The organism is Streptomyces sp. NPDC031466, from assembly GCF_055581265.1.
Window position 1 is genome coordinate 321,158 of record NZ_JBVIJT010000005.1, and the last position, 25,212, is coordinate 346,369.

The 25,212-nt window shown below is 72.8% G+C and carries 23 protein-coding genes; 12 read left to right on the forward strand and 11 right to left on the reverse strand.

What is annotated here, in order from left to right; all coding sequences use genetic code 11:
• Nucleotides 1-345: 345 nt before the first annotated feature.
• A complete protein-coding gene (locus ACZ5GP_RS13495; protein WP_468750991.1) occupies nucleotides 346-2,370 on the reverse strand; it encodes a TerD family protein in 2,025 nt (674 codons plus the stop codon).
• Nucleotides 2,371-2,683: 313 nt separating this feature from the next.
• On the opposite strand from ACZ5GP_RS13495, the gene ACZ5GP_RS13500 reads away from it, so the two are divergent.
• Entirely contained in the window at nucleotides 2,684-3,415 is a 732-nt protein-coding gene (locus ACZ5GP_RS13500) for a DUF4232 domain-containing protein (protein ID WP_468750992.1), read from the forward strand.
• 150 nt (nucleotides 3,416-3,565) lie between these two features.
• Here ACZ5GP_RS13500 and ACZ5GP_RS13505 read toward each other — a convergent pair whose 3' ends face one another.
• Both ACZ5GP_RS13505 and ACZ5GP_RS13510 read right to left on the reverse strand, forming a co-directional pair.
• Nucleotides 3,566-3,676 (reverse strand): MmyB family transcriptional regulator, encoded by a 111-nt coding sequence (locus ACZ5GP_RS13505; protein ID WP_468750993.1) that lies wholly within the window; start codon nucleotides 3,674-3,676, stop codon nucleotides 3,566-3,568.
• 241 nt (nucleotides 3,677-3,917) lie between these two features.
• The gene (locus ACZ5GP_RS13510) at nucleotides 3,918-4,112 is read right to left on the reverse strand and encodes a hypothetical protein (protein ID WP_358583015.1); all 195 of its coding nucleotides are present in this window, start codon (nucleotides 4,110-4,112) and stop codon (nucleotides 3,918-3,920) included.
• A gap of 203 nt (nucleotides 4,113-4,315) precedes the next feature.
• Between ACZ5GP_RS13510 and ACZ5GP_RS13515 the strand changes: the two genes are divergently transcribed.
• The 3 genes from ACZ5GP_RS13515 to ACZ5GP_RS13525 all read left to right on the forward strand — a co-directional run bounded on the left by ACZ5GP_RS13515 (nucleotide 4,316) and on the right by ACZ5GP_RS13525 (nucleotide 7,071).
• Nucleotides 4,316-4,681, forward strand: a complete 366-nt coding sequence (locus tag ACZ5GP_RS13515; protein ID WP_468750994.1) for a PH domain-containing protein — start codon at nucleotides 4,316-4,318, stop codon at nucleotides 4,679-4,681.
• 137 nt (nucleotides 4,682-4,818) lie between these two features.
• A complete protein-coding gene (locus tag ACZ5GP_RS13520) occupies nucleotides 4,819-6,030 on the forward strand; it encodes an abortive phage infection protein (protein ID WP_468750995.1) in 1,212 nt (403 codons plus the stop codon).
• 87 nt (nucleotides 6,031-6,117) lie between these two features.
• The gene (locus tag ACZ5GP_RS13525; protein WP_468750996.1) at nucleotides 6,118-7,071 is read left to right on the forward strand and encodes an SGNH/GDSL hydrolase family protein; all 954 of its coding nucleotides are present in this window, start codon (nucleotides 6,118-6,120) and stop codon (nucleotides 7,069-7,071) included.
• Here the strand turns inward: ACZ5GP_RS13525 and ACZ5GP_RS13530 are convergent.
• Nucleotides 7,040-7,336 (reverse strand): DUF397 domain-containing protein, encoded by a 297-nt coding sequence (locus ACZ5GP_RS13530; protein ID WP_468750997.1) that lies wholly within the window; start codon nucleotides 7,334-7,336, stop codon nucleotides 7,040-7,042. The two genes, ACZ5GP_RS13525 and ACZ5GP_RS13530, sit on opposite strands and share 32 nt — an antisense overlap.
• The gene (locus tag ACZ5GP_RS13535) at nucleotides 7,296-8,144 is read right to left on the reverse strand and encodes a helix-turn-helix domain-containing protein (protein ID WP_468750998.1); all 849 of its coding nucleotides are present in this window, start codon (nucleotides 8,142-8,144) and stop codon (nucleotides 7,296-7,298) included. The genes ACZ5GP_RS13530 and ACZ5GP_RS13535 overlap by 41 nt, the downstream gene beginning before the upstream one ends.
• Nucleotides 8,145-8,334: 190 nt before the next feature.
• Here ACZ5GP_RS13535 and ACZ5GP_RS13540 point away from each other — a divergent pair, with 190 nt between their 5' ends.
• Nucleotides 8,335-8,766 (forward strand): DUF7144 family membrane protein, encoded by a 432-nt coding sequence (locus ACZ5GP_RS13540; RefSeq protein WP_468750999.1) that lies wholly within the window; start codon nucleotides 8,335-8,337, stop codon nucleotides 8,764-8,766.
• Here the strand turns inward: ACZ5GP_RS13540 and ACZ5GP_RS13545 are convergent.
• Both ACZ5GP_RS13545 and ACZ5GP_RS13550 read right to left on the reverse strand, forming a co-directional pair.
• Nucleotides 8,763-10,184: an FG-GAP and VCBS repeat-containing protein gene (locus tag ACZ5GP_RS13545; RefSeq protein WP_468751000.1), complete on the reverse strand. Its 1,422-nt coding sequence runs from the start codon at nucleotides 10,182-10,184 to the stop codon at nucleotides 8,763-8,765. The genes ACZ5GP_RS13540 and ACZ5GP_RS13545 overlap by 4 nt on opposite strands.
• A 431-nt stretch (nucleotides 10,185-10,615) precedes the next feature.
• Nucleotides 10,616-11,536, reverse strand: coding sequence for a LysR family transcriptional regulator (locus ACZ5GP_RS13550; RefSeq protein WP_468751001.1), 921 nt, complete (start codon nucleotides 11,534-11,536; stop codon nucleotides 10,616-10,618).
• Between the two features lie 183 nt (nucleotides 11,537-11,719).
• On the opposite strand from ACZ5GP_RS13550, the gene ACZ5GP_RS13555 reads away from it, so the two are divergent.
• The gene (locus ACZ5GP_RS13555) at nucleotides 11,720-12,973 is read left to right on the forward strand and encodes an SGNH/GDSL hydrolase family protein (RefSeq protein ID WP_468751002.1); all 1,254 of its coding nucleotides are present in this window, start codon (nucleotides 11,720-11,722) and stop codon (nucleotides 12,971-12,973) included.
• An 89-nt stretch (nucleotides 12,974-13,062) separates the two neighbouring features.
• A complete protein-coding gene (locus ACZ5GP_RS13560; RefSeq protein ID WP_468751003.1) occupies nucleotides 13,063-14,493 on the forward strand; it encodes an MFS transporter in 1,431 nt (476 codons plus the stop codon).
• Nucleotides 14,494-14,565: 72 nt separating this feature from the next.
• Here the strand turns inward: ACZ5GP_RS13560 and ACZ5GP_RS13565 are convergent, their stop codons facing one another.
• Both ACZ5GP_RS13565 and ACZ5GP_RS13570 read right to left on the reverse strand, forming a co-directional pair.
• Entirely contained in the window at nucleotides 14,566-14,988 is a 423-nt protein-coding gene (locus ACZ5GP_RS13565) for a hypothetical protein (RefSeq protein ID WP_468751004.1), read from the reverse strand.
• A 53-nt stretch (nucleotides 14,989-15,041) separates the two neighbouring features.
• The gene (locus ACZ5GP_RS13570) at nucleotides 15,042-15,497 is read right to left on the reverse strand and encodes an SH3 domain-containing protein (protein WP_468751005.1); all 456 of its coding nucleotides are present in this window, start codon (nucleotides 15,495-15,497) and stop codon (nucleotides 15,042-15,044) included.
• A 145-nt stretch (nucleotides 15,498-15,642) separates the two neighbouring features.
• Between ACZ5GP_RS13570 and ACZ5GP_RS13575 the strand changes: the two genes are divergently transcribed.
• From ACZ5GP_RS13575 to ACZ5GP_RS13590, 4 genes are all read left to right on the forward strand, one after another.
• A complete protein-coding gene (locus tag ACZ5GP_RS13575) occupies nucleotides 15,643-16,521 on the forward strand; it encodes a hypothetical protein (protein ID WP_468751006.1) in 879 nt (292 codons plus the stop codon).
• Between the two features lie 674 nt (nucleotides 16,522-17,195).
• Nucleotides 17,196-18,197 carry an endonuclease/exonuclease/phosphatase family protein gene (locus tag ACZ5GP_RS13580; protein ID WP_468751007.1) on the forward strand — a complete coding sequence of 334 codons (1,002 nt, stop codon included), beginning with the start codon at nucleotides 17,196-17,198 and terminating at the stop codon, nucleotides 18,195-18,197.
• Between the two features lie 7 nt (nucleotides 18,198-18,204).
• Nucleotides 18,205-20,214, forward strand: coding sequence for an FUSC family protein (locus ACZ5GP_RS13585; protein WP_468751008.1), 2,010 nt, complete (start codon nucleotides 18,205-18,207; stop codon nucleotides 20,212-20,214).
• A gap of 51 nt (nucleotides 20,215-20,265) precedes the next feature.
• Nucleotides 20,266-20,706 (forward strand): VOC family protein, encoded by a 441-nt coding sequence (locus tag ACZ5GP_RS13590; RefSeq protein WP_468751009.1) that lies wholly within the window; start codon nucleotides 20,266-20,268, stop codon nucleotides 20,704-20,706.
• A 75-nt stretch (nucleotides 20,707-20,781) separates the two neighbouring features.
• Here the strand turns inward: ACZ5GP_RS13590 and snpA are convergent, their stop codons facing one another.
• Complete coding sequence (snpA, locus tag ACZ5GP_RS13595; RefSeq protein ID WP_468751010.1) at nucleotides 20,782-21,441, reverse strand: snapalysin; 660 nt, start codon at nucleotides 21,439-21,441, stop codon at nucleotides 20,782-20,784.
• Nucleotides 21,442-21,659: 218 nt separating this feature from the next.
• Here snpA and ACZ5GP_RS13600 point away from each other — a divergent pair, with 218 nt between their 5' ends.
• The gene (locus ACZ5GP_RS13600) at nucleotides 21,660-22,634 is read left to right on the forward strand and encodes a LysR family transcriptional regulator (protein WP_468751011.1); all 975 of its coding nucleotides are present in this window, start codon (nucleotides 21,660-21,662) and stop codon (nucleotides 22,632-22,634) included.
• A gap of 39 nt (nucleotides 22,635-22,673) precedes the next feature.
• Here the strand turns inward: ACZ5GP_RS13600 and ACZ5GP_RS13605 are convergent, their stop codons facing one another.
• Nucleotides 22,674-24,764, reverse strand: a complete 2,091-nt coding sequence (locus ACZ5GP_RS13605) for a PhoX family protein (protein WP_468751012.1) — start codon at nucleotides 24,762-24,764, stop codon at nucleotides 22,674-22,676.
• Nucleotides 24,765-25,212: the final 448 nt, after the last annotated feature.

Consider the following 25,212-nt stretch of genomic DNA (forward strand, 5'->3'; position numbering starts at 1 on the left):
GGACAGGACGTCCTGCCTGGCAGTACGCAGTACGTAGTTTCGTCAGAGGGAAGAAACGGAGGAAGCGCGCGCCATCAGGATCGCCCGGGTCGACGTCTGATCCCGGGTACCGCAACCGCAGGACATCGATAGGTAGGTGGTCTCCGGTCACGCATCTCCGATCCCCGCACCCCCGTCAGCGTTTCGGGCGGCCGTGCGGACACAGAGGGCCGACGCAGTTCTAAGTCGGCAGATGGTGTTGTAGTTCCTTCGGGGCCCTGGTGCTTACCGCACCGGGGCCCCTCAACATTCCTCGCCCATTTCCCGCGTGCCCGCGCGCACCTCCCGCGCGCCCAGAAGCGCTGCTCAATGTGCCAGCTGCGCCGCCACCATCGCGTGGAACCGGTGCACCGCGTCGTCCACGCTGCGGATGAAGCCCGTCTCCGCGTTGCCGCGGCCGCTTCCCATCCCCTTGAAGAGGGACAGACGGAAGCCGGTGATCCGAGCGCCGTTCTTCGGCAGCATGTCCGCCGGCTCGGGGCGGAGCCGTTCGAGTGTTCCTCGTGGGCCTCCCGCCTCGCCCTCCACCAAAGTCTCGATGTGGAGGTCGGCGGGTGCGTCGGACAGGCGGCGGACGAGTCGTTTGACCCAGGTCAGCGGGGACCCCTGAGCGGGCGCCGGGATGTCGATCGACGTGCGCAGCTTGCCGGTGCGCAGATCGGCCGTGATCGCGAGGACACCCGGCGTGTCCTCGATCCGCATCTCCGCCTGCAGCCTTCCTTCGAGGCAGAGCTGGTCCGCCAGCCGCGAGCGGCGCTCCGCGGGGTCCGACCCCCGCCTGGCACGCTGCACGGGCAGCACCTTCTGGCCGAGTTCACCGCCCAGCCCGAGACAGACCTGGCGGATGAGCCGCTCCCAGCTCTCCACCACCTCGAGCGTGCGCGGGTCCCCCTGGCACAGGGTCTCGTCGTCGATGCCCTTGCGTACGGGGACCCAGGCCGCGCCCATGTTCTGGAAGCCGTGGCAGCCGGAGTTCTCGTGTTGGAGGTAGTGCAGCAGCTCCTGGAGCAGCCAGGCGTGCGCCGCGTTGCCCACGCCCTCGTGGCGGATCAGCATCTGCGCCTGGTGGGCGACCTCGGCCCAGGACAGGTGCCACAGGGCCACCTTGTGCTTGCGCCGCCCGTCGACCTTGACGTCGACCAGGGGGCTGCCCTCCAGGGCGACGTCGTTGGACAGCGTGATCACGGCTTCGTAACCGCGGCGGGCGGCGATGTCCATGTACGCCTGCACCTGTTCGGCCTTCAGTGCGTTGCCGTTGGTCTTCGTCTCGACCAGTGCCGTCCACAGCTTGCCGGCCCGCTCGACGCGGATCACGCCGTCCGGGCGCCGGGGGGTCTCACCATGCGGCAGCTGGACCTCCGCGAACGTCTCCATCCGGCCCGCCGGCGCCCCGAACGCGGCGGTGAGCCGGCGGCCGAACTCCGGGATCTGCGCCATCACCGACAACAGCACCGAGGTGGCCCGCGTCTCACGGTCCCGGTCGCTCTTGAGCACGGAGACCGGGAAGAGCCTGGCCCCCTTCCACGAGTCGTTCTCCGCCAAGGACTTCTTGGCCACCTTCGGCAGGGTGACCTTCTTCTTGGCCGTACGAGGCCGGGGGGCCGCCTTCTTCGGCCCCCCATCGGCGTCCGGCCGACGGGGAGTTGGGATGGCCGGCGGCGACACCGCTGGTTGCCCGTCGGCAACCAGGGCCTCGGCTTCCGGTCCACCCGGGGCCTGCCCCGTCGCCCCGCCCTCGGGCACATCCTCCGTCGCCCCGCCCTCGGGCCCGTCCTCCGTCGCCGCGTCGTCGTCGATGTCGACGCCGAAGTCCGTCGCCAGGCCCGCCAGCCCGGTGGCGTAACCCTGTCCGACGGCCCGCAGCTTCCACTCCGGGCCCCGGCGGTAGATCTCACCGAAGATGAACGCGCTGACCGACCCGGTGTCGCCGATGGTGAAGCGGAGCAGCTCCTCGCCGGAACCGTCCGCCAGCGTGAGCCGCAGGTCGTCCAGCTCCCCGAAGTGGGCGCCGCCGTATCGGCTCGCCGCCACGACGATGCGGTCGATGTCCGGCGGAACCGCGGTCAGGTCAAAGCTGATCCGGTCCTTGTCGCCGCCGCCGGTCGGCGTCTTGCCGAGGAGCTGCACGCTGCCGTCGGCGGCCACCGGGTTGTTGTAGAAGTAGAAGTCGCCGTCGTCGCGGACCTTGCCCTCCGCGGTGAGCAGCAGGACGGAGACGTCCGCGTCGCCCTCGCCCGTCGGGCTCGTCCAGTCCAGGCCGACGATCACCGCGTCGGTGTTCTCGCTCAGGGCCGCCAGGCCCACGTTGGCGCCCTTGGTCAACTCGTACATGTTCCGCCCCCATAGCGCCCGTCAGGCGCGCGCCGGCCGCCCCTGGTCGCGCGCCGCCCCTTGTGTGGTGCGTCACACACTGATCGCACAGCGGCACCCTAGTCGCCCGTACGGGCCCTGCGTGGCCTCTCCCGGAATCATGTGAGGACTCCGTCGTACGGACCCGAAGAGCGCGGCAGCGGGACGTGAGCCGGGCGGCAGCAAGGCGTGAGCGGTGGGCGCGAGACTCAGGGGTGTCAGCAGGTCAGGCGGGGTTTCCCGGTCGGGTCGGCTCGCTCCTACGGTCGTCATCCTTAGCTCTCGGGGGAATCCCATGCCTACGTTCCACAGCCGCACCCGCACCGGTGCCCGCGCCCGTTCCGCCGTCGTCGTCGCCGCCGGGGCGGCCGCGCTCGCGCTGTCCCTCAGTGCCTGTGGCGGAGGCGGCACCGGGGTGAAGTCCTCGGGGGCGGGTGAGGCCGGCGAGACCGTTTCCGTCTCGGTGTCCAAGGCCGCGAAGTCGGGGGCGACGCCCGGCGCTTCGGGGGCTTCCGGGGCCCGCACGAAGACCGGCGGGTCCAGTGCCTCGGGTGAGTCCGCCGGGACCCAGGTCGGCGAGGCCTCGTCCTCCGCGTCGCGGGCCACCGCTCCCGTCTGCACCACCAAGGACGTCTCCATCAGTGCCGCCCGGCACGGCGGCCCGCCCTACACCCACCTCGTGCTGACCGCCAAGAACACCTCCGGGCACGCCTGCGAGCTGACCGGCTACCCGGAGATCCAGTTCCTGGAGAGCCACCGCGAGGTCGTGCCGCCGGTCGCCAAGAGCAAGCCCGCCGCGCCCGTCGTGCTGAAGGCGGGAGCCCCGGCGTACGCCCTGGTCAAGCTGTCGGACGGCGGGAGGGACGAGAGCACCGAGGTCGTCACCGACTTCTCCGTGACGTTGCAGGGGGGCGGCGGCATGAGCGCCGTCAGGGCGCCCGGCGCGGGCGGTGTCGCCGTGGACCCGGCGAAGTGGGCCACCGGCTACTGGACGTACGAGCTGCGCAGCGGCGCCGACGACTTCTGAGCGGTCGGCGGGGCCGGCGCCTCTCGGGCGTCGAGCGTCGAGGCGAGGCGGGCCAGTTCCGCCGCCTCCCTCGTCCCCTCAGGGACTCGAAGTCCAGGGTGAGGACGCCGGTCACGGGGTGGTGCGGCCGCTTGCTGCCGGCCGCGCACATCACCACCTCTCGCCGCTGTCCCAGATGCGGCGGAACTCCGCTCTGTGAGCGGTCAGTTCGGCGATGGGCGCCGACAGTCGCGCGTCGTACGGGTGGCGTCCGGCGGCCACCCGCAGCGGGCCACGAGATGCGGCTGCTGCCAGGGGTCGAGGCGCCGGGTGCGGCCGGCCGCCTGGCCCTCCACCGACGCGAGGGCGGCCCCGGCGACGAAGACGGTGACCGCGTCAGCGCCGGTGACGGCGTCGGTGCCGGTGCCGGTGCCGGTGCCGGTGCCGGTGCCGGTGCCGGTCTGCGTGTCGGCGGCGCGTCCACGGGTTCGTAGGGTTCGGGCGATCAACTCACCGGAGCCGGCTACTCCCCGGAGTGGTAACTGCCGCCCCGGTGGCTCCTCTTCCTGGCCGTGGCGGCCAGTTCCGCCGCCACGGTCGTGGCCCGGGCCACCCCGTGGACCCAGCGCGGGCCGCCCCGCGCCGCCCACACGACGGCGCCGAGCCCCGCAGCCGCGATCAGCACCCCCGCGCCGAGCAGCAACATCATCATCGCCATCCCCACCCACCTGGCCGGGACCTTCGCAGGCCCGTTCGTACGGGCCCTGATCATCGCAGACCCACCGCCAAGCCGTGGGCAGAGCTTCACCGAGGTGTTCGAACGGGGGTACGTGACTTCCGCCGGACCCCGGCCAGGCCCCGGTTAGGGTTTGGGCAAGGCAGACCTACCAGCTGGTGGGTCCACACAGTGGGGGGCCACACATGGCACTTTTCGGGAACGCGCACACCATCGATCCGTCCAAGGCGCAGGGCGAGTACGCGCGGCTGCTCGGTCACGGCGAGCAGGTGCACGCCGCGTACCTGCTGATACGCGACACGATGCTGTTCACCGACCGTCGGCTGATCATGGTCGACAAGCAGGGGATAACCGGCAAGAAGGTCGAGTACCACTCGGTGCCGTACCGCAGCATCACGCACTTCTCCGTGGAGACGGCCGGGCACTTCGACCTCGACGCGGAGCTGAAGATCTGGATCTCCGGCAGCCCGACGCCGCTCCAGAAGACGTTCACCAAGGGCGTCGACATCTACGAGGTCCAGGCGATCCTGACGCAGTTCGTGGCGCGCTAGCGCCACGCTTCCGCGACGGCACCGCGACGCACGGACCGTCGCGGGCAGCCCTTCGGCCGACGGGCGATAGACCTTCGGCCGTAGGGCGGCGTGGGGGCGGGCCGCCAGGCTGGTGGCCCGACACCACGGGAGGCACAGTGCGGAACGAAGCGATCAGCAGGGCCCGGTTCATCACGGCGGCGGGGGCGGTGGCGGCCGGCGGCGCGCTGGGCGCCACCGTCACCACCCGCCCGGCCCGCGCGGCCACCGGAACGGCCACCCCGGCACCACCCGCCACCCCGGCGACACCCGCCGCCCCCGCCACGAAGCCGCGCGGTCTCACCTACCGGGGCGTCTGCTACGAGGTCGGTGACGGCGAGTCCCCCGCCACCCGCTGGACGGCCCCCCGCATGCGCGCCGACCTGCGGGCGATCCGCGAGGACCTGCACGCCAACACCGTCTCCGTCTTCGGCGACGGCGTCGCACGCCTCGCCGCCACCGCCACCGAGGCCGCCGAACGCGGCCTGCACGTCTGGCTCCAGCCGCGCCTCGGCGACGTACCGGAGCGGGACATCCTCGACCACCTCGCGGAGACCGGCCGCCACGCGGAACGCCTGCGCCGACAGGGCGCCCGCGTGTACCTCAGCGTGGGCTGCGAGTTCCTGCTGTACGTCCCCGGGATCGTGCCCGGCGCCAACGCCGTGGAGCGCGTCGACAACATCCTGAAGGGCAACTACGACCCGGCGCACATGGTCCGCAAGCTGCGTGAGTTCATCGCGCGGGCCGCCCGGGTCGGCCGTTCCGTCTTCCACGGGCCGCTCACCTACGGCGCCGCGCAGGACGACGACGTCGACTGGGCCCTCTTCGACATCGTCAGCGTCAACTACTACGCCTACCACCGCGACCGCTCCGCCTACGTCAAGGAGCTCACCCCGTACGGGCGTTGGGGCAAGCCCGTGGCGATCACCGAGTGCGGCACGTGCACGTACGAGGGCGCGCCCGAGCGAGGCGGCATGGGCTGGCACGACGTCGTGGACTACACCAAGGAGCCCCCGGAGATCATCGGGGACCTGAAGCGCAGCGAGGGCACGCAGGCCGCCTATCTCCTGGACGTCTTCGGCGCCTTCGATTCCATGGCGCTGCACGCCGCCCTTGTCTACACCTTCGTCGCCCCCGACTCCCCGCACCACCCCGACCGGCTCCACGACCTCGACATGGCGGGCTACAGCATCACCAAATCCGTACGGGATCACCCCGACGACCCCGCCTCGCGCTGGCATTGGGAGCCGAAGGAGTCCTTCCACGCCCTGGCACGCCACTTCGCGCGCGCCGAACGCGCCCAGCGGACGAAACCGGCCGCGCTGAGCTGACCGTACTTGGCGGGCCGACGCCTTCCACCGGCCTCACCCGTGTGCTTGCCTGAGGGCCGTTTCGGCTGTCTGGGGCGGGAGTCGCGGGTGCGAAGGCTGTGGGGCACGGGTGTGGGCGCGGGGGTGCTGGCGGGCGCGCTGCTGCTGGCCGGGTGCGGGGATCCCGGGTCCGGCGGCGAGACGCGGGCCGCCGCGCCCCTCCCCGAGAACCCCGGGCGCTCCGCCCACGCCAAGCCCTCCGACGCCGGTGACCCGGCCCCCGCTCCCCGTCGGGGCGCCGCCGCGAAGCCCCCGCGCAAGGCCCCGAAGGTCCTCTACCTCGGCGACTCCCTCGCCATGGAGAACCAGGACGTCCTCGGTGCCTTGCTCAAGGACCGCCTCGGCGCCCACTACCGCAGCGCCCCCTACTCGGGCACCACCCTCTGCGACTACCTGGAAGGCACCGGCAAGGACTCCCTCGTCCCCGACCGGGACAAGGCCGCCGCCCTGGTCCGCGCCGAGCGGCCCGACTACGTGGTGCTCCAGTTCTGGGGCAACGCGTGGGGCTACACGCCGTGCATGGACGGCATCACGTACGCCGAGGCCCGCGAGAAGTACTTCGACCGGTACGCGGCGGACGCGCGTGCGCTCGCCGCGCAGATCGACGCCGCCGGCGGCGGGAGCGGGCGGCCGCGCGTCGTGTGGGTCCTCCAGGGCCCCGACCCGATCACGCCCGACCGCGTGCGCCGCGTCAACGGCCTCTACGAGGCGCAGGTCCGCGCGGGCGGCGGGCTCCTCGCCGACGCGGGCAAGGCCGTCGCCCCGGCCTCCGCGCGGTACACGTGGGCCGGGACGCTGCCGTGCACCTCGTACGAGGTGAAGCACCCCGCATACTGCACGGACCCGGCGCGTGGCCGCACCGCGCTCCACCGGAGCGACGACTACCTGCACTTCTGTCTGGCGCCGACCACGCCCAAGTCCCGGCCCTGCCCGACACGGTCGCCGGGCGTCCGCCGCATGGCCTCCGCGATTACCTCGCGGGTCGCGGCAGATCTCCGTTAGCGGCGGCGCCCACGAATCGCGTGAACGCGGGGGTCGCGATGGTGAGGGCGGGGCCCCCGGGGTTCTTGCTGTCCCGTATGGCAACGGTGCCGTTGCACTGGGCGGGAGCGAATTCGAGGCATTCGCCGCCTGTGTTGCCGCTGTATGTCGACTTACGCCAGGCCTCGCTGCCGAGGGGGGCACATTCGACGCAGTCGCCGCCGCTGCTGCCGCTGTAGGACGACTTACGCCATCGCGCGAGTGTCAAGTCCTGGCTGGTCCCCATACCGTTCCTCCATCACGCGAGCGATCAGCGTGGCTGACTCCTCCCGTGAGAGGGCCGAGCCTTGCAGGCGAGCGTAACCGAGCGAACGCTCCCTGATCACTTGCGGATTGGCCGTCATGTGACCCGAGTCGTAGCTTTCCGAGTAGAACAAGTCAGGGTCGTCGTTGAAGCGCAGGACGTTGAACGAGCCCATCACCGCAGCATGTTGACCCACCGAGAACGGCAGTACCTGTAGGTGCAACCAGGAGCTGTCACGGTAGCTCAACAGGTGAGCGAGCTGCTCCCGCATGATGTCCCGGCCCCCCACCTGCCGGTACAGGGCCGCCTCGTCGAGTACGACGAACAGGGCGGGCGGCGTGTCCCGGTGCAGGATGCGCTGGCGGTCCATCCGAGCGGCCACCAGCTCGTCCAGCCTGTCCTTGTGCTCAACCTGCAGGATCGACCGCGCGTACTCCTCGGTCTGCAGCAGGCCGTACACCAACTGACACTGGTACGTGGAGATGAAAGTTGCCCGCGCCTCCATCTCCGCGTAGGCCTGGAACCAGTGGGGCAACTGGCTGCGCAGGACGAGGCCCACCAGGCGGGAGAAGACGCCGTCCGTGCCCAGCGCCGCGTCCACCCGCTCGGAGAAATCCCTCGTGGGGACCTTCCGCGCGGTCTCGATCTGGCCGACCAGGGACCCCGTACAGAAGATGCACCCGCCCAGCTCGGACTGTTTGAGGCCGGCGGACTCCCGCAGGCGGCGCAGTTCCGCGCCGTAGTAGTCCAGCGGCGAGGCGCTGGGGTCGAGTTCGGTGTTGTGGACCATGGGACGGACTCCCCCGGGCTCGAACGCACGGACACGGCGTACTGACGCTGTCGCCCAGCGTAACCACGCCGCTCCGGCCGAGTGGCGGGAATCCGCAAGCCTCCGGGTCACTCGTTCGGAGTACGTCCGGTCGCCGCGCCCGGCGGCCCGGCACACGCTGTGGGTCCCGACAGCGAGAGGTGGGGTGGCCATGAGCAGCGTGACCGATCACGGGAAGCCGGACCACCGCGGCGGCCAGAAGGCGGTGTGGACGACCGGCGGCACGGTGTTCGCCGGTGTGCTGATGCTGGTGAACGGCCTGCTCGGCGTGTTCGCCGGGATCGCGGGCATCGCCAAGGACGACGTGTACGAACGTATCGGCGACTACGTGTACAAGTTCAACCTGTCCACGTGGGGCTGGATCCACCTGGTGCTCGGCATCGTCGTCGCCGTCGTCGGCTGGGGCATCCTGACCGGCGCGAGCTGGGCGAAGGCGGCGGGCGTGGCACTGGCGGCGCTCAGCATCGTCGCGCAGTTCCTGTGGCTGCCGTACACGCCGCTGTGGGCGCTGGTCTCGATCGCGATCGGCGTCTTCGTGATCTGGGCGCTGTGCACGGACCGCCCGGACAGCGCCGGCCGCTAGCCCGCCAGGCGCGAGCCCAGGCGGGCGTCCTTCTCCGGGGCGCCTAGCGCGGCCGGGTCGAAGGAGCTGATCCCGGCCGTCGTCAGGCCGGTGGCCGCGCCCTTGAACACCCAGGCGGCACCGGAGTCCCGGTACGTGCCGTCCTCCCCGGGGGCGGTGACGGTCAGGTCGGCCTTCTTGTCGCCGTTGACGTCGGCGAGCGAGACCTCGGCGCCGAACTTGTCGCCCTTCTCGGAGGCGCCGGGGACGCCGGGCGTGGTCTGGGTGAAGGACTGGGCGCCCTTGCCGCCGAGGCCGCTCCTGGCGCCCTTGAGCAGGACGACGTTGCCGCTGTCCCGGATGTTCTTGCCGCTCGCGGTGACGTCCTCGCCGGGGACGCCGACGGCGATGTCGGCGTAGCCGTCGCCGTTGACGTCGCCCGCGCTGATCGAGGCGCCGAACTGGTCGCCGTCCTCACCCACGCCCGGGACGCCCGGGCTGTCCTGGGTGATCTTCACGGTGCGGGTGGCGGCGGGGCCGTTCTTGCTGCCGTAGTCGACGCGGACGGTGCCCTTGTCACGCTCGTTGTCGTCGTCGAAGGGGCCGTTGTCGCGGGTGACGAAGTCGCCGTAGCCGTCGCCGTCCACGTCCGCGACGGCGCCGCCCACGGAGGCCTTGAGGTCCTTGGACGTGTGGCCGAGGCCGGACGCGCCGCCCTTCCAGAAGCGGCTGCCGAACGCCAGGTCCTCAAAGCTGTGGCTGGTGACGAGGTCGTCGACGCCGTCGCCGTCCATGTCGCCCGCGACGAACCCGTCCAGCTCGGGAAACCGTTCGAACCCGATATCGTCCTTCTTGGCCGCCTCGCCGCCGCGCGTGAACGGCCCGTACGAGACGGTCATGCCGGGGAGGCCGTGCTCGGGCGTGGCCTTGTCATCATGCGTCACCAGGTCGCGGTGCCCGTCGCCGTCGAAGTCGCCGACGGCCAGGGAGCCGACCGCGCCCGGCAGTCGGGCGGCCGCGTCCGTGAGCCCGGCGGCGGAGCCCCACAGCACCACGGTGCCGCCTTTACCGGCGCCGACGACCAGGTCGGTGTAGCCGTCCCCGTCCAGGTCGGCGGCGGTCAGCTCGCGGCCGAAGGCCCCGTGCTTGCTGACGTCCCCGGGCACCCCCGCGCTGGACCGGTCGACGACCTTCCGGCGTGCCTGGTCGGCGCCGTCCTTCGACCCGTACACCACGGCCACGTATCCGGCTTCCTGCTTCCCGCCGACCGTCGCGTGCGCCGCTCCGAGCGCCAGGTCGGCGTACCCGTCCTTGTTGAAGTCGACGACCGGGGCCTTGGCCGCCTTCGCCCGAGGCGCTGCGGACGCGGTGGCGGTGCCTACCGCCAGCGGCGCGGCAATGGCGGCGGCCGCGATGGCGACGACGAGGGAGCGACGCACTGTTCCTCCTGAGACTGGCGGCCCTTCGGATCAGGTTGATCAGGGCCCGCAGAGAGGAGACGGCCGAGGTGACGCGAGGGTTGCACACCTGTGAACCACCAGAAACGGAATCCTTGCCTCAACCTGGTGGGGCCGGTCTGCCGCCTTCGCCGCCGGTCTCATGAGCGGCCTCCTGACCGCCGCCGCCCCGGAGGCAGGCAAGGTTCGGGTCGGCTCCGTTCGGGGTGCGGCACACCGAAACGCGGCGCGCGCCGGGACAGTTGACCGGAGAGCCAGCGGGCGTCGGGCGGCTCTGCGGTCATCCAGCCGCTTACGCCCCCGCAACGACTCGGGCAGCAGCGGCCGGACGAACTCCCACTCAGCATCGGACAGTTCATGACGACGTATCACCACACCATGATCCGCCAGCGGTGATCATTTGAAGACACTGTCTAAAACTGTGCGGGCCCCCCGTTCCCGGCGACGACATCCGCGACGGCCCGGACGAACGCGTCCACGCGGGCACTCGTGGTGCCGGTCCGGTGGATCAGGGCCACCTCCGCCGGCGGGACATCCCGTAGGGGCACGAAGGTGACGTCGGGGCGGGCGTAGTACCGCTCCACGGAGGCGACCACCGGCGAGATCCCCTGCCCGGTGGCGACCAGCGTCATCAGTTCCTGGAACGAGGCGACCGCCTGCCCCCGGCGGATCTCCCGGCCGCTCGGCGTGCGCGGCGGCACGTGGAAGTCCCACCAGTACGCGGGCGCGCCGTTGACCACGCCGAAGAACGTCTCGCCCGCCATCTCCTCCAGGGAGACCGACGTCCGCCCGGCGAGCGGATGGCCCAGCGGCATGGCGAGGAGCCGGGGTTCCTCGATGACGACGGGGCCGACCGCGAGGTCCGGTTCCCGCACGGGCAGGCAGGTGAAGAGCAGGTCGACGTCGCCGCCGCGCAGCGCGCCCAGCGGGTCCTTGAACTGCGTCTCCCGCATGGTCACCGCGCAGCCCGGGCAGCGCTCGCGGAACGTCGCGAGGATCGGCGTGGTCAGCGAACCGGCGCCCGAGCCGAGGAAACCGACGTTCAGCTCGCCCTCGACGCCCCGCGCGGCGTCCTTCGCGCGCGCCAGGGCCGCCTCCAGCTGGGCGTGCAGCGGCGCCACATCCTCGTACAACTGCCGTCCCAGCGGTGACATCCGCACCACTCGGCTGGTGCGTTCGAAGAGGGGGGCACCGATCTTGCGCTCCAGTTTCTTCAGCGTCTGGCTGACGCGGGCCTGGGAGAGCAGCAGGCGTTCGGCGGTGCGGCCGAAGTGCAGCTCCTCGGCCAGCGTCAGGAAGGTCTCCAACTCCTGCCGTTCCATCATGTCCCCCATGCCCCCATACCCCTGTACCCCCTGTGACCTGCATCGATAAGCGCAGGCACGTTGATCGTTCCATGAATCGCCCTTGATGGGCGATCGCGGTCGGCGGATCTTTGGGGTGTCGGTCCGGCGCGGTGCCGGGTCGGGTCCCCTCCTCCCAACACCCCGGAGATCGCCATGATTTCGCGTGCCCGTATGACCGCCGTCGCCACCGCCGCCGCCCTCGCGCTGACCGCCGGGGCCGTCCTGACCGGCGCCCACGCCACCGCGCCCGCCACGAGCGGCCAGGCCGCCGGGTGGAACGCCGCCTGGGCGGCCTCCCCGCAGCGGCCCAGCACCGGGTTCAAGGCCAACTGGTCGGAGGCCGGATTCGACGGTCAGACCCTGCGCCAGGTCGTTCGCGTCACCGAGGGCGGCACCAGGGCCCGCATCCGGCTCTCCAACGCGTACGGGGCCTCGCCGCTGCATATAGCGAGCACCACCGTCGCCCGTACGACGAAGGGAGCGGCCGTCGACAAGGGCTCGGTGCGGCGGCTCACCTTCGACGGGAAACGCTCCGCGAGCGTGCCCGCGGGCGGCCAACTGGCCAGTGACGCGGCCGGGTTGCGGCTCGACCCCTTCGAGTCCGTCACCGTCACCCTCCACCTCGCGGCCACGACCGGGCCCGCCACCTTCCACGCGCAGTCCTTCGCCACCAGCTACCGCGCGGACGGCGACCACACCGCCGACGCGGGCGGCGAGGCCTTCGGCGAGTCGACCGAGTCCTGGTACTACCTCGCCGGCGTGGACGTCAGCGGTTCCGGGCCCGCCCGGCGCGACGGCGTCGTCCTCTTCGGCGACTCCATCACCGACGGCTTCGCCTCCACCACCGACCGGAACCGCCGCTGGTCCGACGCCCTCGCCGAACGCCTCGCCCAGGCCGGCGACCAGCGGCCCGTCCTCAACTCCGGCATCGGCGGCAACACGGTCCTCAACGACTCCGCCTGGTACGGCGACAAGGGCCTCGGCCGGTTCCAGCGGGACGCCCTCGACCTGCCCGGCGTCGGCACCGTCCTCGTCCTCGAAGGCGTCAACGACATCGGCTTCAGCGAGACCGACAAGCCCACCTACAAGCCCGCCCCGACCGTCTCCGCCCGGCAGCTCGTCGACGGCCACCGCAAGCTGATCCGCGCCGCCCACGCCAAGGGCGTGAAGGCCGTCGGCGCGACCCTGCTGCCGCTCGGCGGCTCCGACCACTACGGGCCGCACGCCGCCGCCGTGAGCGACACGTTCAACACATGGGTGCGTACGTCCGGCGAGTACGACGCGTACGTCGACCTCGACAAGGCGCTCGCCGACCCGGGCGACCCCGAGCGGATCGCCCCGAAGTACGACAGCGGGGACCACCTGCACCCGAATGACGCCGGTTACCGGGCCATGGCGCGTGCCGTCGAGCTGGGGGAGCTGTGAGCGCCGGTACGGGTGTCGGTACGGGTGCCGGTGCCCGTGTCGGTGAGGGGGCGTTGTCCGTGGGCGGGGAGAGACGGGGGGCCGGGGGCATGACCCGGCGGCAGCGGCTCGTGCTCGTCCTGCTGCTCGGCTCGCAGTTCATGGTCGCCGTGGACTTCTCCATCCTGAACGTCGCCCTCCCCGCCGTCGGGGCGGGGCTCGGATTCTCCCTCGCCCACCTCCAGTGGGTCGCCACCGCCTTCGCCCTCGCGGCGGCCGGCTTCACCCTGCTGTTCGGGCGGGTGGCCGACCTCTTCGGACGCAAGCGGCTCTTCATCGGCGGCATGGCGCTCCTCGGCCTCTCCTCGGCGCTCGGCGGCCTCGCCGGCTCCCCCGAAGTCCTGCTCACCGCCCGGGTGTTGCAGGGCCTCGCCACGGCGGCCGTCACCCCCGCCGGACTCGCGCTGCTCACCACGGCGTTCCGCGAGGGGCCCCAGCGGGACCGGGCGCTCGGGCTCAACGGCGCGCTGATGTCCGCCGGTTTCACCACCGGCGCGCTCCTCGGGGGGCTCCTGACCGACCTGCTCTCCTGGCGCTGGGCGTTCCTCGTCAACGTGCCGGTGGCGGCCGCCGTCGTCGCCCTCGCGCCCGCCCTCCTCACCGACTCGCGCATCGTGTGCCGGCACCGGCTCGACGTACCCGGCGCGGTGACCGTCACCGGCGGCCTGCTCGCCCTCGTGTACGGGCTGACGCGGGCCGGCGAGAGCGGCTGGGGCGACCCCGTGGCCCGCGCCGCGCTGAGCGCGGGGGCGGTTCTGCTCGTCGCCTTCTGGTGCGTGGAGCGGCGCTCGGCCGCGCCCCTGGTCCCCGTACGCATCATGCGGCGCCCCACGGTCGTCTGGGGCAACGCGGCGGGCCTCGTCGCCTTCGCCACGGAGACCTCGCTGGTGTTCCTCCTGACGCTCTACCTCCAGCGGGTCCTCGGCCACTCCGCCCTCGCCACCGGACTCGCCTTCGGCGTGCTCGGCCTCGGCACGGTGGCCGGCGGGCTGCTCGGCGGGCGGGTGGTGAGCCGGTTCGGGGGCCGGGCCACGATCCTCGGCGGCGGCGCGGTCCAGGCCGCGGCCACCGTCTCCCTCGTCGCGCTCGGCACCTCCGGCGGCTGGATCTGGCTGCTCCTCGCGGCGACCTTCGTCGGCGGTGTCGGCAACATGCTGCTGATCGTCGCCTTCATGGTCACCGCCACGTCCGGCCTGCCGGACTCCCAGCAGGGGCTCGCCACCGGGCTCGCCACGATGACCCAGCAGGTCGGCATCACCCTCGGCATCCCGGTGATGAGCGCGATCGTCGCCACCCGGACGGGGAGCGGCTCCGGTGCGGGTGCCTCGCCGGGGGCGGTGCTCTCCGGGGTGGGCACGGCGGTCGCGGTCAACGCGGCGCTGGTCCTCGTCGCGGCGCTGGTGGCCGCGTACCGGTTGGGGCGGGCGGAGCGGTCGGGCGCCTCCGTCGGCCAGCGGTTGTCCGGCTCGTCGGTCGGGTAGCGGTCGTGCGGCTCCTCGGTCGGGTAGCGGTCGTGCGGCTCCTCGGTCGGGTAGCGGTCGTGCGGCGTTCGGTCACTCGGTCGTGTAGTAGCGGTAGAACGTCACCGCGAAAACGCCCCCGGCGATCAGCAGCGCCAGCACCGTGCACCGCAGCACGCCCACTCCGCCCAGGCTGCACAGGAAGCCGAACGTGACCCCCGCGAACACCGCCCAGGACAGGGAGCGCAGTTCGCGGGGCAGCGCGTGTGCCATCCGGTGCACGGCGAACATCAGCGCGGCGAAGACGAGGCCCGTGACCACGCCGAGCAGGACGTTCCCCGTCGTGATCGGCCCTCCGTCGCGGTCGATCGCGCAGGCCCACAGGCCGTAGACGACGCCCATGAGCAGGGCGAGGCCCGCCCAGCGGGTGGCGGGGGTCGTGGCCGCCCTGGAGCGGGCCGAGCGGCCTGAGTGGCCCGGTCGGCGCGTCGGGCGGAGGGGTGCGGCGTGTGCCATGACGGTTCCCTTCTACGTGGCTGCGTGTGCGTACGTACGTGCGTACGCGCGCGTCAGTGGTCGCGGTTCACGCACGGGTCGTGGTGGCAGTCCCGGTCGCGCCACTGCGGGCACGGGTCCTCGGGGGCGGAGCAGCTCGGTACGTGGCGGCCACCGGTGTCGACGTACGCCGCGCTCACCCAGCCACGGGCGCCGGTCAGCCAGTACCAGTCGGGGTTCCCGTGCACGACCGTGCCGTGCGTGGCGCACTCGACGCGGTCCTGACTGCCGGGCGGCAGCTTCTCGACGATCCGGCCGCCGGTGTTCGGCTCGTCGCGGACCTTCAGGTCGGGTCCGGAGACGACGGTGCCCCAGATGACTCCGCCGCCGTTGTGCGCGGGGCTCGCGGCGGGCGCCGTCGTGGTGGTGACGGCTGCTCCCGCGGTGGCGGCGGTCGCGGTGGTTCCGGCGGCCCCGGCGGTCAGTACGGCTGCCGCGCAGGCCGCCCCCAGGGTCAGAGCGATTCGCATGATCGGCCTCCTCGTCCCCTCATCCAGGAAACACCCGTTCGGCCGACTGCTCCACCGGAACCGTCGGCCCCGGGGGCTGACGCCGTTGCCCCATATGCAGTCGCACCGCTCGCGCGCCCCGGGGGCGGGGCCTTGCCTGGAAGGCGTGCCCCGCAGCGTCCGCAGCCCCCTGTCCGCCGTCCTCCTCGTCCTCGCCTGCCTCCTCGTCCCCCTCGGCGCGCTCTCCACCTGGACGCGGTACGAGATCGGGGACGAGGACAACTACGTCGCCACCATGGCGCCGCTCGCCTCCGACCCCGCGGTGCGGGCCGCGGTCGCGGACGCGGTCACCGGCGCGGTCATGGCGGAGGTCGACGTGGGGCCGCTCCAGGGCACGGTCACGACGTTCGTACGGGACGCGGCGGGGTCCTTCACCGGCACCGCCGCCTACCGGACCGCCTGGGAGGCGGCGAACCGGGCCGCGTACGACGCCGTGCGGCGGGCCCGGGGCGACGCCGACGGGGCCGTCACCATCGACCTCGCGCCCATCACGCAGCGGATCAAGCGGCAACTCTCGGACGACGGGGTGCCGTTCGCCTCGCGGATTCCCGTGCGGCACGCCGAGGTCACGGTGCTGCGGTCCTCCGACGACCTCGGGTGGTTGCGGCGGGTCTTCACGGTGCTGCGGGTGGCGGGGCCGTGGGTGCCGGCCGGCGCGGTCGTCCTCGCGGTCGCCGGCGTCCTTCTCGCCCTGTCGCGGCGACGGGCGGTCATCGCCATGGCGCTGGGCGCGGGGCTCGCGGCGGGGCTGTTGCTGGGGGGCGTGGCGGTGGGGCGGGGGTTGACGCTCGGTGACCTTCCGTCGGATGTCTCGCGGGGGGCGGCGGGGGCGGTGTACGACGCCCTGACGGCGTCCTTGCGGGGGTCCTCTTGGGCGGTGGTGGGGGTGGGGGTGCTGGTGGGGGTCGGGGGGTGGCTGTTCCCCCGATTCCCACGCCTTCCGTTAGCGACGCGCGGGCGGGTGGGGGTCGCGCAGGCCCCCTGACAGGGACCCGCCCCGCCTTCTGCCTGCGGCATCGCTGGTTGTTCGCGCAGTTCCCCGCGCCCCTGGAAGGGGGCTCGACCCGCCCTTTACCTGCGGCACCGCTGTGGTCCTCGCGCAGTTCCCCGCGCCCCTGGAAGGTGGCCCAACCCGTCTTCCACCTGTGGCATCTCTGTGGTTGTTCGCGCAGTTCCCCGCGCCCCTGGAAGGGGGCTCGACCCGCCCTTTACCTGCGGCACCGCTGTGGTCCTCGCGCAGTTCCCCGCGCCCCTGGAAGGTGGCCCAACCCGTCTTCCACCTGTGGCATCTCGGTGGTTGTTTGCGCAGTTCCCCGCGCCCCTGGAGGGGGGCCCGACCCGCCCCTTGCCTGCGGCTTCGATGGGGGTGGGGGTGTCGTTCCCCGCGTTTCTGGTGGGGCGTAGCCCCCGTAGGGGCGCGGGGAACTGCGCGAGCAACCACCGACCAGTCGCACGCGACAGACGACCCCTTAAGGGGCGCGGGGAACTGCGCGAACAGCCACGCGCGACCCGCACGCGACAGACGGCCCCTCAAGGGGCGCGGGGAACTGCGCGAGCAACCACCCACGCACCCGCACGCGCGTGATCGGCTCCAGCGTCCATGAGGGAAGATGCCCAGGGTGAACCGCCGGGAGTGAGGAGAGGGTGAGCTTGCGCAGCGTGACCGTCAGTCGTGACGCCGATTCGGACGCGAGGGAAGCAGACGCCCCCCGGCGAGGAAGAGGCGCCGGCGCCGCATGGCTGGGCGGCGCGTTGCTGCTCGGCGTCACCGCCATCCTCGGCTTCCGCGTCGCCGACTCCGACGGCCTCACCCCCGTACCCCAGATCCTCGCCTTCCTGCCCTGGCTGCTCGTCCCCGCCGCCGTCGGCCTCCTCCTCGCCGCCCTCGCCCGATGGCGCACCGGCATGGTGTGGGGCGTCGCCGTACTCGCCCTGCTCGCCTGGTACATGGAGCCCTACGGCACCTCCGACCCCCCGGAGGGGAAGGCCGTCGCCGAGCTGCGCGTCATGGCGGCCAACATCGAGTACGGCCGGGAGACGGCGGGGCTCATCCGCGCCGTCCGCGCGGAGCAGCCCGACCTGCTCTTCGTCGAGGAGTGCGATCACGCCTGCTCCGCGACCCTCCGCGAGAAGCTGCCCCGCGCCGACTACCCCTACCGCGAGTCGGTCGACGCGTACGGCCCGGAGGGTTCCGTCCTCCTCGCCAAGGTCCCCCTGAAGCCCGCGCCCGGCATCGACGCCACCCTCGGCATGCCCGGCGCCGTGGCCGACGTCAAGGGCCACCCCGTACGCGTACAGCTCGCACACCCCATGCCCCCGATGCCCCGCCAGGTGGCCGTGTGGCGCAAGGAGCTGAAGGCCATCGAGAAGTACGCCGCCGCCGGCAAGGGCCGCTCCACCATCGTCGCCGGCGACTTCAACGCCACCCAGGACCACGCCGCCTTCCGCTCGCTCCTGCACGGCGGCGGCCTGCGTGACGCCGCCCGGCTCGACGGCGCCTCACGCACCCCCAGCTGGCCCACCGCCCTGCCCGCACCGCTCGGCGCGCAGATCGACCACGTCCTGGTCACCCCGGACTTCGCGGCCCGCGGCACCCGCTTCCTGGAGCTCGGCGCCACCGACCACCGCGCGCTCGTCGTCACTCTCACGCTCCACCGATAATGGGCTCATGCCTCGTGAGACCCCCAGCGCACCTCCGGTTCCACGCGGCCCCCGGCCCCCGCGCCCGCTGACCCCGCCCGACTGGCTGGTCCGCTCCCTCAGACCGCAGTCCGCGCCCATCCCCTGGGCGGCCGTCGCCCGCGCCTGTGTCGCCATGGCACTGCCCCTCGCCGTTGGCATCCTCACCGGGCGGCCGGCGTACGGCGCGCTCGCGTCGATGGGCGCGCTCTCCGGCGTCATCGGCGACACCGCCGACGCCTACCGCATGCGCGTCCTCAACATCGCCGTGCCGCAGCTCTTCGGCGCCCTCGGCGTCACCCTCGGCTCGCTCGTCTTCGGGCACGGCTGGGTGGCGGTCGGCGCGGTCACGTTCGTGGCGCTCGTCTCCGGGATGATGTCGACGATCGGGGCCGTCGCCTCCGTCGGCGGGCTGCTCCTGCTGCTGAACTGCGTCGTCGGCGCCGGGCTGCCCATGCCCGGCCCGTGGTGGCTGGCCCCGGCCCTGATGACCGGCGGCGGCCTGCTGGTCCTCGCGCTCGGCCTGCTCGCCTGGCCGCTGCGCTCCGGCATCCCCGAACGCGCCGCCGTCGCCGCCTCCTACCGCGCGGTGGCCGCCCTCCTCGACGCGGCGGGCACCGACGCCTACGACGACGCCCGCGCCACCGTCACGGCCTCGCTCAACCAGAGCTACGACCTCGTCCTCGCCCGGCGCGCCCGCGACCACGGCCGCAACCCCGACCTCGTCCGGCTCGTCGCCCAGCTGAACGCCCTCACCCCGATCATCGAGGCCGCCCCCGCCACCCACCTCGGCGCCCGCCACACCTGCGGACGCCTCCCCTCCGCCGTCCCCGGCGCGGTGCGCGCCCTGGCGGAGGCGGTGGAGCACGGCGGCCACGCCGAACCGCCCGCCCCGGCCCCGGAGACGATCCGGCTGCCCGAGCCCGGCGACCACGCCGCCCGCGCCCTCGACCACGCCGTGCGGCACGCGGCGGAAACCCTGAGCGACCCCGACCCGCTCGGCGTCATCGACAGCGACGACCGGCTCGGCAAGCCCGCCGCCCTGCGCGTACGGGCCCGGCGCGCCGCCCGCAACGTCGTCCTGTCCGGCGCCTCCTGGCGCTACGGCCTGCGCCTCGCCCTGTGCATCGGCATCGCGCAGGCCCTGGTCTCCCTGATCGACGTCCCCCGGTCGTACTGGGTGGCCCTCACCGTCACCTTCGTCCTCAAGCCCGACTTCGGCTCGGTCTTCTCGCGCGCCGTCCTGCGCGCCCTCGGTACCGCCGCGGGCCTGGTCGTCGCCGCGGCCGTCCTCACGCAGGTGCCGCACGGCTGGTGGGACGTGCCCGTGATGATGCTCCTCGCCCCGCTCATCCCGGCCCTGACCACCCGGGGCTACGGCTACCAGACGGCGGCCATCACCCCGGTCATCCTGCTGCTCTCCGACATCCTCAACCACCAGGGCCTCGGGCTGGTCGTGCCCCGCCTGGTCGACAGCCTGCTCGGCTGCGCCATCGCCCTCGTCGCCGGCTACCTGCTCTGGCCGGAGAGCTGGGGCACGCGCATCGGGGACCGGCTCGCCGACGCCGTCGCGGACAGCGCCGGGTACGTGGAGTGCGCCTTCGGCGACACCGCGGGCGCCGCCGAGCGGGCCCGCCAGCGCCGGCGCCTGTACCGCGACCTGTCGGTCATCCGCTCCGAGTTCCAGCGGGCGCTGACCGAACCCCCACCGACCGGCGCCCGGGCCGCCGCCTGGTGGCCGCTGGTCGTCGCCGTCGAGCGGATCCTGGACGCCACGACCGCGGCCCGCGTGCGCATCCGGCACGGTGCCCCGCCGGCGGCGGCCGACGAGATCACCGAGATCGCCCGTGAGCTCCGGGAGTTGGCGGCGGGCCTGCGCGCCTCGGACGTACTGGAGGAGGTGCGCCCCGACTTCACCGTGGGGCCCAAGGACAGCGTCCTGGAACCCCTGCGCCAGGAGGTGGCGGCGGCCAGGGCCATCGCCACCCCCAAGGCCTAGCAACCTGGTTGGGGCCGCGAGGGCTCATCCGGGCTGTGGCAGGATCGCGGGATGCTACGACTGACGGACTTCATCATCGACTGCCCCGACACGATGGAGCTGGCGGCCTTCTACTCCGAGATGGTGGGGCTCCCGGTCAAGGAAGGCAGCGACGAGAACTGGGCCGGCATCACGTTCGGCGAGATCGAGCTGGCCTTCTGGCCGGTGGCCGACTACCGCGCCCCGCAGTGGCCCGACAGCGACCACCCCAAGCAGTTCCACCTCGACTTCGAGGTCGACGACATCGAGGCCGAACAGCGCCGCGTCCTGGCCCTCGGCGCGACCCTGAAGCGGGACTGCGTCGGGCCCAACGGCTACGGCTTCCGCGTCTACGCCGACCCCGTCGGCCACCCCTTCTGCCTCTGCCGCAACAAGGGTGTCATCTGGACCGAGCAGGGTCTCGTCTGGCCCGAGAGCGGCCAGCAGGACCAGCAGGACCAGCAGAGCCGGTAGCCCCAGCAGGGCCTGGGGCCGGCAGACCGCGGATCGCGGGCTGAGCCGCCGCTCAGCCCGCTCCGTGGCCCTGCGCTAGCGGACCTTCTGCAGCGCCTTCGCCAGGCCGTTGGCCCACAGCCGCTCGACCTTCGCGCGCTCCGTGGCGTCCGGCCGCGCGTTCGTGCAGGACGGGCCGGGGCCGCCGCCGGACATCAGCTGGCTGCACGGACCCGAGTACGTGTCCGGCAGGCCCAGCACGTGCCCGGTCTCATGGGCGGTCACGCGCGTCGAGTTGTACTGCTGGTTCTGCGCGTAGTCCAGGAAGATGTACCCCCGGCCGTGCCCGTCGGTGCTCGCGTACGAGCCGCGCGAGTCATTGCCCTCGCGGTAGCTGAAGCTCGCGCCCGAACTGCCCTGCTGGAGCTTCACGTTGGACACCGACGAGTTCCATATGGACGTCGAGCTGGCTATCTGCCGGGCGAAGCTGGGGGCCCGGGAGGCGTCGTAGACGACCGTCACGGACGTCGCGCCCGGGTTCGCCGCGCGCTTCTCGGCGACCGCCTTCACGACGGCCTCGAAGAACGCCTTGTTGGCCTTGGCCTCCTGCGCCGACCCCGCGTACCGGGTGTACGACGGGGCGGCGGAGTGCCCGCCGGGCGCCACCGGGGCGGCGGACGCGGTGACGGAGGTGGCGCCGAGTCCGGCGACGGTGAGGCCGAGGACGGCCGCGACGGACAGGTAACGCTTGCTCATGGGTGGGGGGCTCCCTACTCGTTCGACCGACCGTGGGGGTCGATGAAGGGTGAACTTTTCGGTGGCTGTGAGTCTCGGGGAGCCCGGGGCGCGTGGGAATGATGGCAACTCGCGATAGCACGGAGCTATCACCCGCTCCCGGCCTGCCCAGAACGGCTGGTTCTCATGGGGTTTGGGTGTCTGGTGCGCCGGCCGCGGCGGCTCTACGCTCAACGACCATGGAGCTCGAGGTCAGGCACCTCCGCGCGCTGTGCGCCATCGCCGACACCGGCAGTCTGCACAAGGCGGCGCGCCAGCTCGGCATGAGCCAGCCCTCGCTGACGACCCAGCTGCGCCGCATCGAGAACGCCCTCGGCGGCCAGCTCTTCGCCCGCGAGCGCACCGGCTGCCGCCCGACCCCGCTCGGCCGGATCGTCCTGAGCCGGGCCCGGCCCCTCGTCACGGAGATGCGGTCCCTGGTCAGCGAGACCAGGGCGGCCGCCGCCCGCACCGCCGACGGCCCCCGGCTGCGCATCGGCTCCACCGCGAGCCGGGCCATACCGGGCTGGCTGCGCCGGCTGCGGATCCGCCTGCCGGGCATCGAGATCTCGCTCCAGATGGACGTCTCCGCCAACGCGCTGCTGCGCATGGTCGACGCGGCGCAGCTCGACGTGGCGTTCGTGCACGAGGTGGAGGGCAGCCCGCTGCGGATGCCGGAAGCGCTGCGAAGACGGGTGCTCCTCGACCGCGAGCCGCAGTTCGTCTCCCTCGCCGCGGACCATCCGGCGGCCGGGCGGCCCGTCGTACGGCTCGGCGACCTCGCGGACGACCGCTGGATGGTCGACCCCACGGTCGACGGCGAGTGGGACGGCCTGCGCCGCGTCCTGACGGCGGCCGGCCTGAAACCGCCCGTCCTGCACGGCGACTACCTCACCGCCGCGTCCCTCGTCGCCACCGGCGAGGTCGTCGCCCTCTGCCAGCCCACCTCGCGGGGCCGCCCCGAGATGGCCGTACGGCCCCTCCTCGGCGACCCGCTCGGCGTACGCCTCCTCGTGGCGGCCCGCGCCGAGGAGGAACTGGACGCGGTCTACGGCGAGCTGGAGGCCGCCTACTGGGAGGCGGCCCGGCAGTCCCCCGCCTACACGGAGTGGCTGCTGCGCGCCGGTGACCCGCGGGGGGCCACCGGCGGGACGCTGGTCCCGGCCAGCCGGTGACCCCCCACCTCTCTCCCGGACCGCCGCCCCCCCTGGGGGTCACACCCCGATGTCGCGGCCGTCCTCGCGCCACACCGACACGACCGACGGACGGACGATCTTGCCGGGGCCGTCGGGCCAGGCGCTCGCGGGCTTCTCCACGGACGCCCCGTCGACCTCGCCCGGGTGCTGGACGGAGACCAGGACCCGCCGGTCCTGCACGAGCGGCCCACAGGTCTCGGCGCCGGTCGGCATGGTCAGGAACTGCTTCAGCTCACCGCGCCGGTCCCCGCGCGTGGCGACCCCGAACAGGCCGTCGTGCGAGCCCAGTTGGTTGCCGTCCGTGGAGATCCACAGGTTGCCGTGCGAGTCGAAGGCGACGTTGTCCGGGCAGGAGATCGGCGAGACCCGCTCCTTGGGGAAGCCCGCGAAGTACGTCGCCGGGTCGTTCGGGTCGCCGGCGACCAGGAACAGCGACCAGCCGAAGGTCGTGGCGTCGGCGCGGTCGCGGTGCTCGGTCAGCTCCAGGATCTGGCCGTGCTTGTTCAGGTTGCGCGGGTTGGCCTCGTCCGCGCCGGGCTTGCCCGGCTTGCCCCGCTCGGAGTTGTTGGTGAGCGCCACGTACACCTTGCCGGTGTGCGGGGACGGCTCGATGTCCTCGGGCCGGTCCATCTTGGTGGCGCCGACCTTGTCGCCCGCGAGGCGCGTGAAGACGTACACCTCCTCGGCCGTCATGCCCTCGACGTGGCTGACGGCATTCCCGCCGGGCCCGGCGGTGGCCAGCGGGATCCACCGGCCGCCGCCGTCGAACTCGCCGTCCCGCGGGAGCGTGCCCTTGCCGTCGATCTCCTCGACCGGTGAGTCACCGGTCAGCTTGGCCACGTACAGGGTGCCCTCGTCCAGCAGCGTGAGGTTGTGCTCGTGCGCGGCGCGGGAGCCGCCCTTGGCCATGCGCTTGCTGCTGACGAACTTGTAGAAGTAGTCGAACTTCTCGTCGTCGCCCATGTAGACCACCGGACGCCCGTCGCGCGTCAGGCGCGGCTGCGCGGCCTCGTGCTTGAAGCGGCCGAGCGCGGTGCGCTTGCGGGGCGTCGAGTGCGGGTCGTACGGGTCCAGCTCCACCACCCAGCCGAAGCGGTTCGCCTCGTTGGGCTCCTTGGCCAGGTCGAAGCGGTCGTCGAACCGCTCCCACTTGCGCTCCGAGGCCTCGCCCGTGACGCCGTACCGCTTCAGGCGGGCGGCGGCCGTCGCGTCCGTCACCTTCGCGGCGTTGGCGAAGTACTGGTTGAAGTTCTCCTCGCCGTGCAGCGTGGTGCCCCACGGCGTGGTGCCGCCCGAGCAGTTGTTGAGCGTGCCGAGGACGGTCGTGCCGCGCGGGTCGGCCTTCGTACGGAGCAGTTCGCTGCCGGCGGCGGGCCCGGAGAGCCGGAAGCGGCTGGTCGCGGTGAGCCGGCGGTTGAGGTGGTGGCGGCCGACGGCGCGCAGCTTGCCGCTCCTGCGCTCGCCCTCCACCACGACGACGGACAGGCCGTGCGCCGCCCACGCGATCTCCACCTGCTCGCGGGTGGGGTTCTGGGGGTCGTACCCCTTGAACATCAGGATCTCGTCGGTGTACTCGTGGTTGGCGACCAGGACCTGCCGGCCGTGCTCGGACCTGAGCGGCAGCAGCGACAGGAAGTCGTTGTTGTACCCGAACTGGCCGGCCTGCGCCGCGGCGCTCTGCCGGTCCGCGTCGAAGGCGGGCGCGCCGCGCAGGATGGGCTCGCCCCAGCGGATGACGACGTTCTGCTGGTAGCCGGCGGGGACGGTGACGGCGTCCGTGGTGTTCGGCGCGACGGGCGCGAACCTCAGTCCGCGCGCTCCCTTGCCCTTGGCACCCTTCCCCGTGCCGGGGACGGCGGCGACGGCCTCGCCCGCGCCGGGGCCCGCCATGACCGCGCCGCCCGCGGCGGTGGCGACCGTCACGACGGCGGCGGCGCGCATCAGCGAACGGCGGCTGAGCGCACCGGCGATGACGTCACCCACGTACTCGTTCGCGCTGGTGTTGGGCACCTCGCCGAAGCAGGCGTCGCCGCAGCGGAAGCGGCAGGTCAGGGCGGAACGGCCGCCGCTCCCCTGATGCGAGGTGATGATCGGCAGCAGCTTGGGCACGGATCCTCCGTCGTCGTGGCGTGGCTTGTTTCCGCCGTGAGGCTAGGCGGGGGTTCCGGCACGGCGGCGGCCTGCGGGTGAACGGCCGGTGAATCCGCGACGCCCGGGAGGAAGTTGGCGTGCGGGCCGCCGCGTGGTGGCGCGGGCGGGTGACGAGCGGCGACCCTGCCCAAGATCGCCAGGGGCGGCGGCTAACCTTACGTGTCCGCCCTGGCCAGGGATTTCGGGAATCAACTCACGCGAAGGGTTGCGCACATGGGCATTCTGGATCGCCTGCGGAACGCGTTCGGACGGTCACGCAAGGGGAACGTTCCTGAGGCGCGTGAGTCTGCGGCAGCGCTTGAACCGGGGTCGGAGGGGGCGGAGTCCTCGCAGGTCGTCTCGCTTCCCGGCCCGTCACCGGAACCGACGCCGCCCGCCCGGGCGACGATTCCGTCCCCGAGTCCGG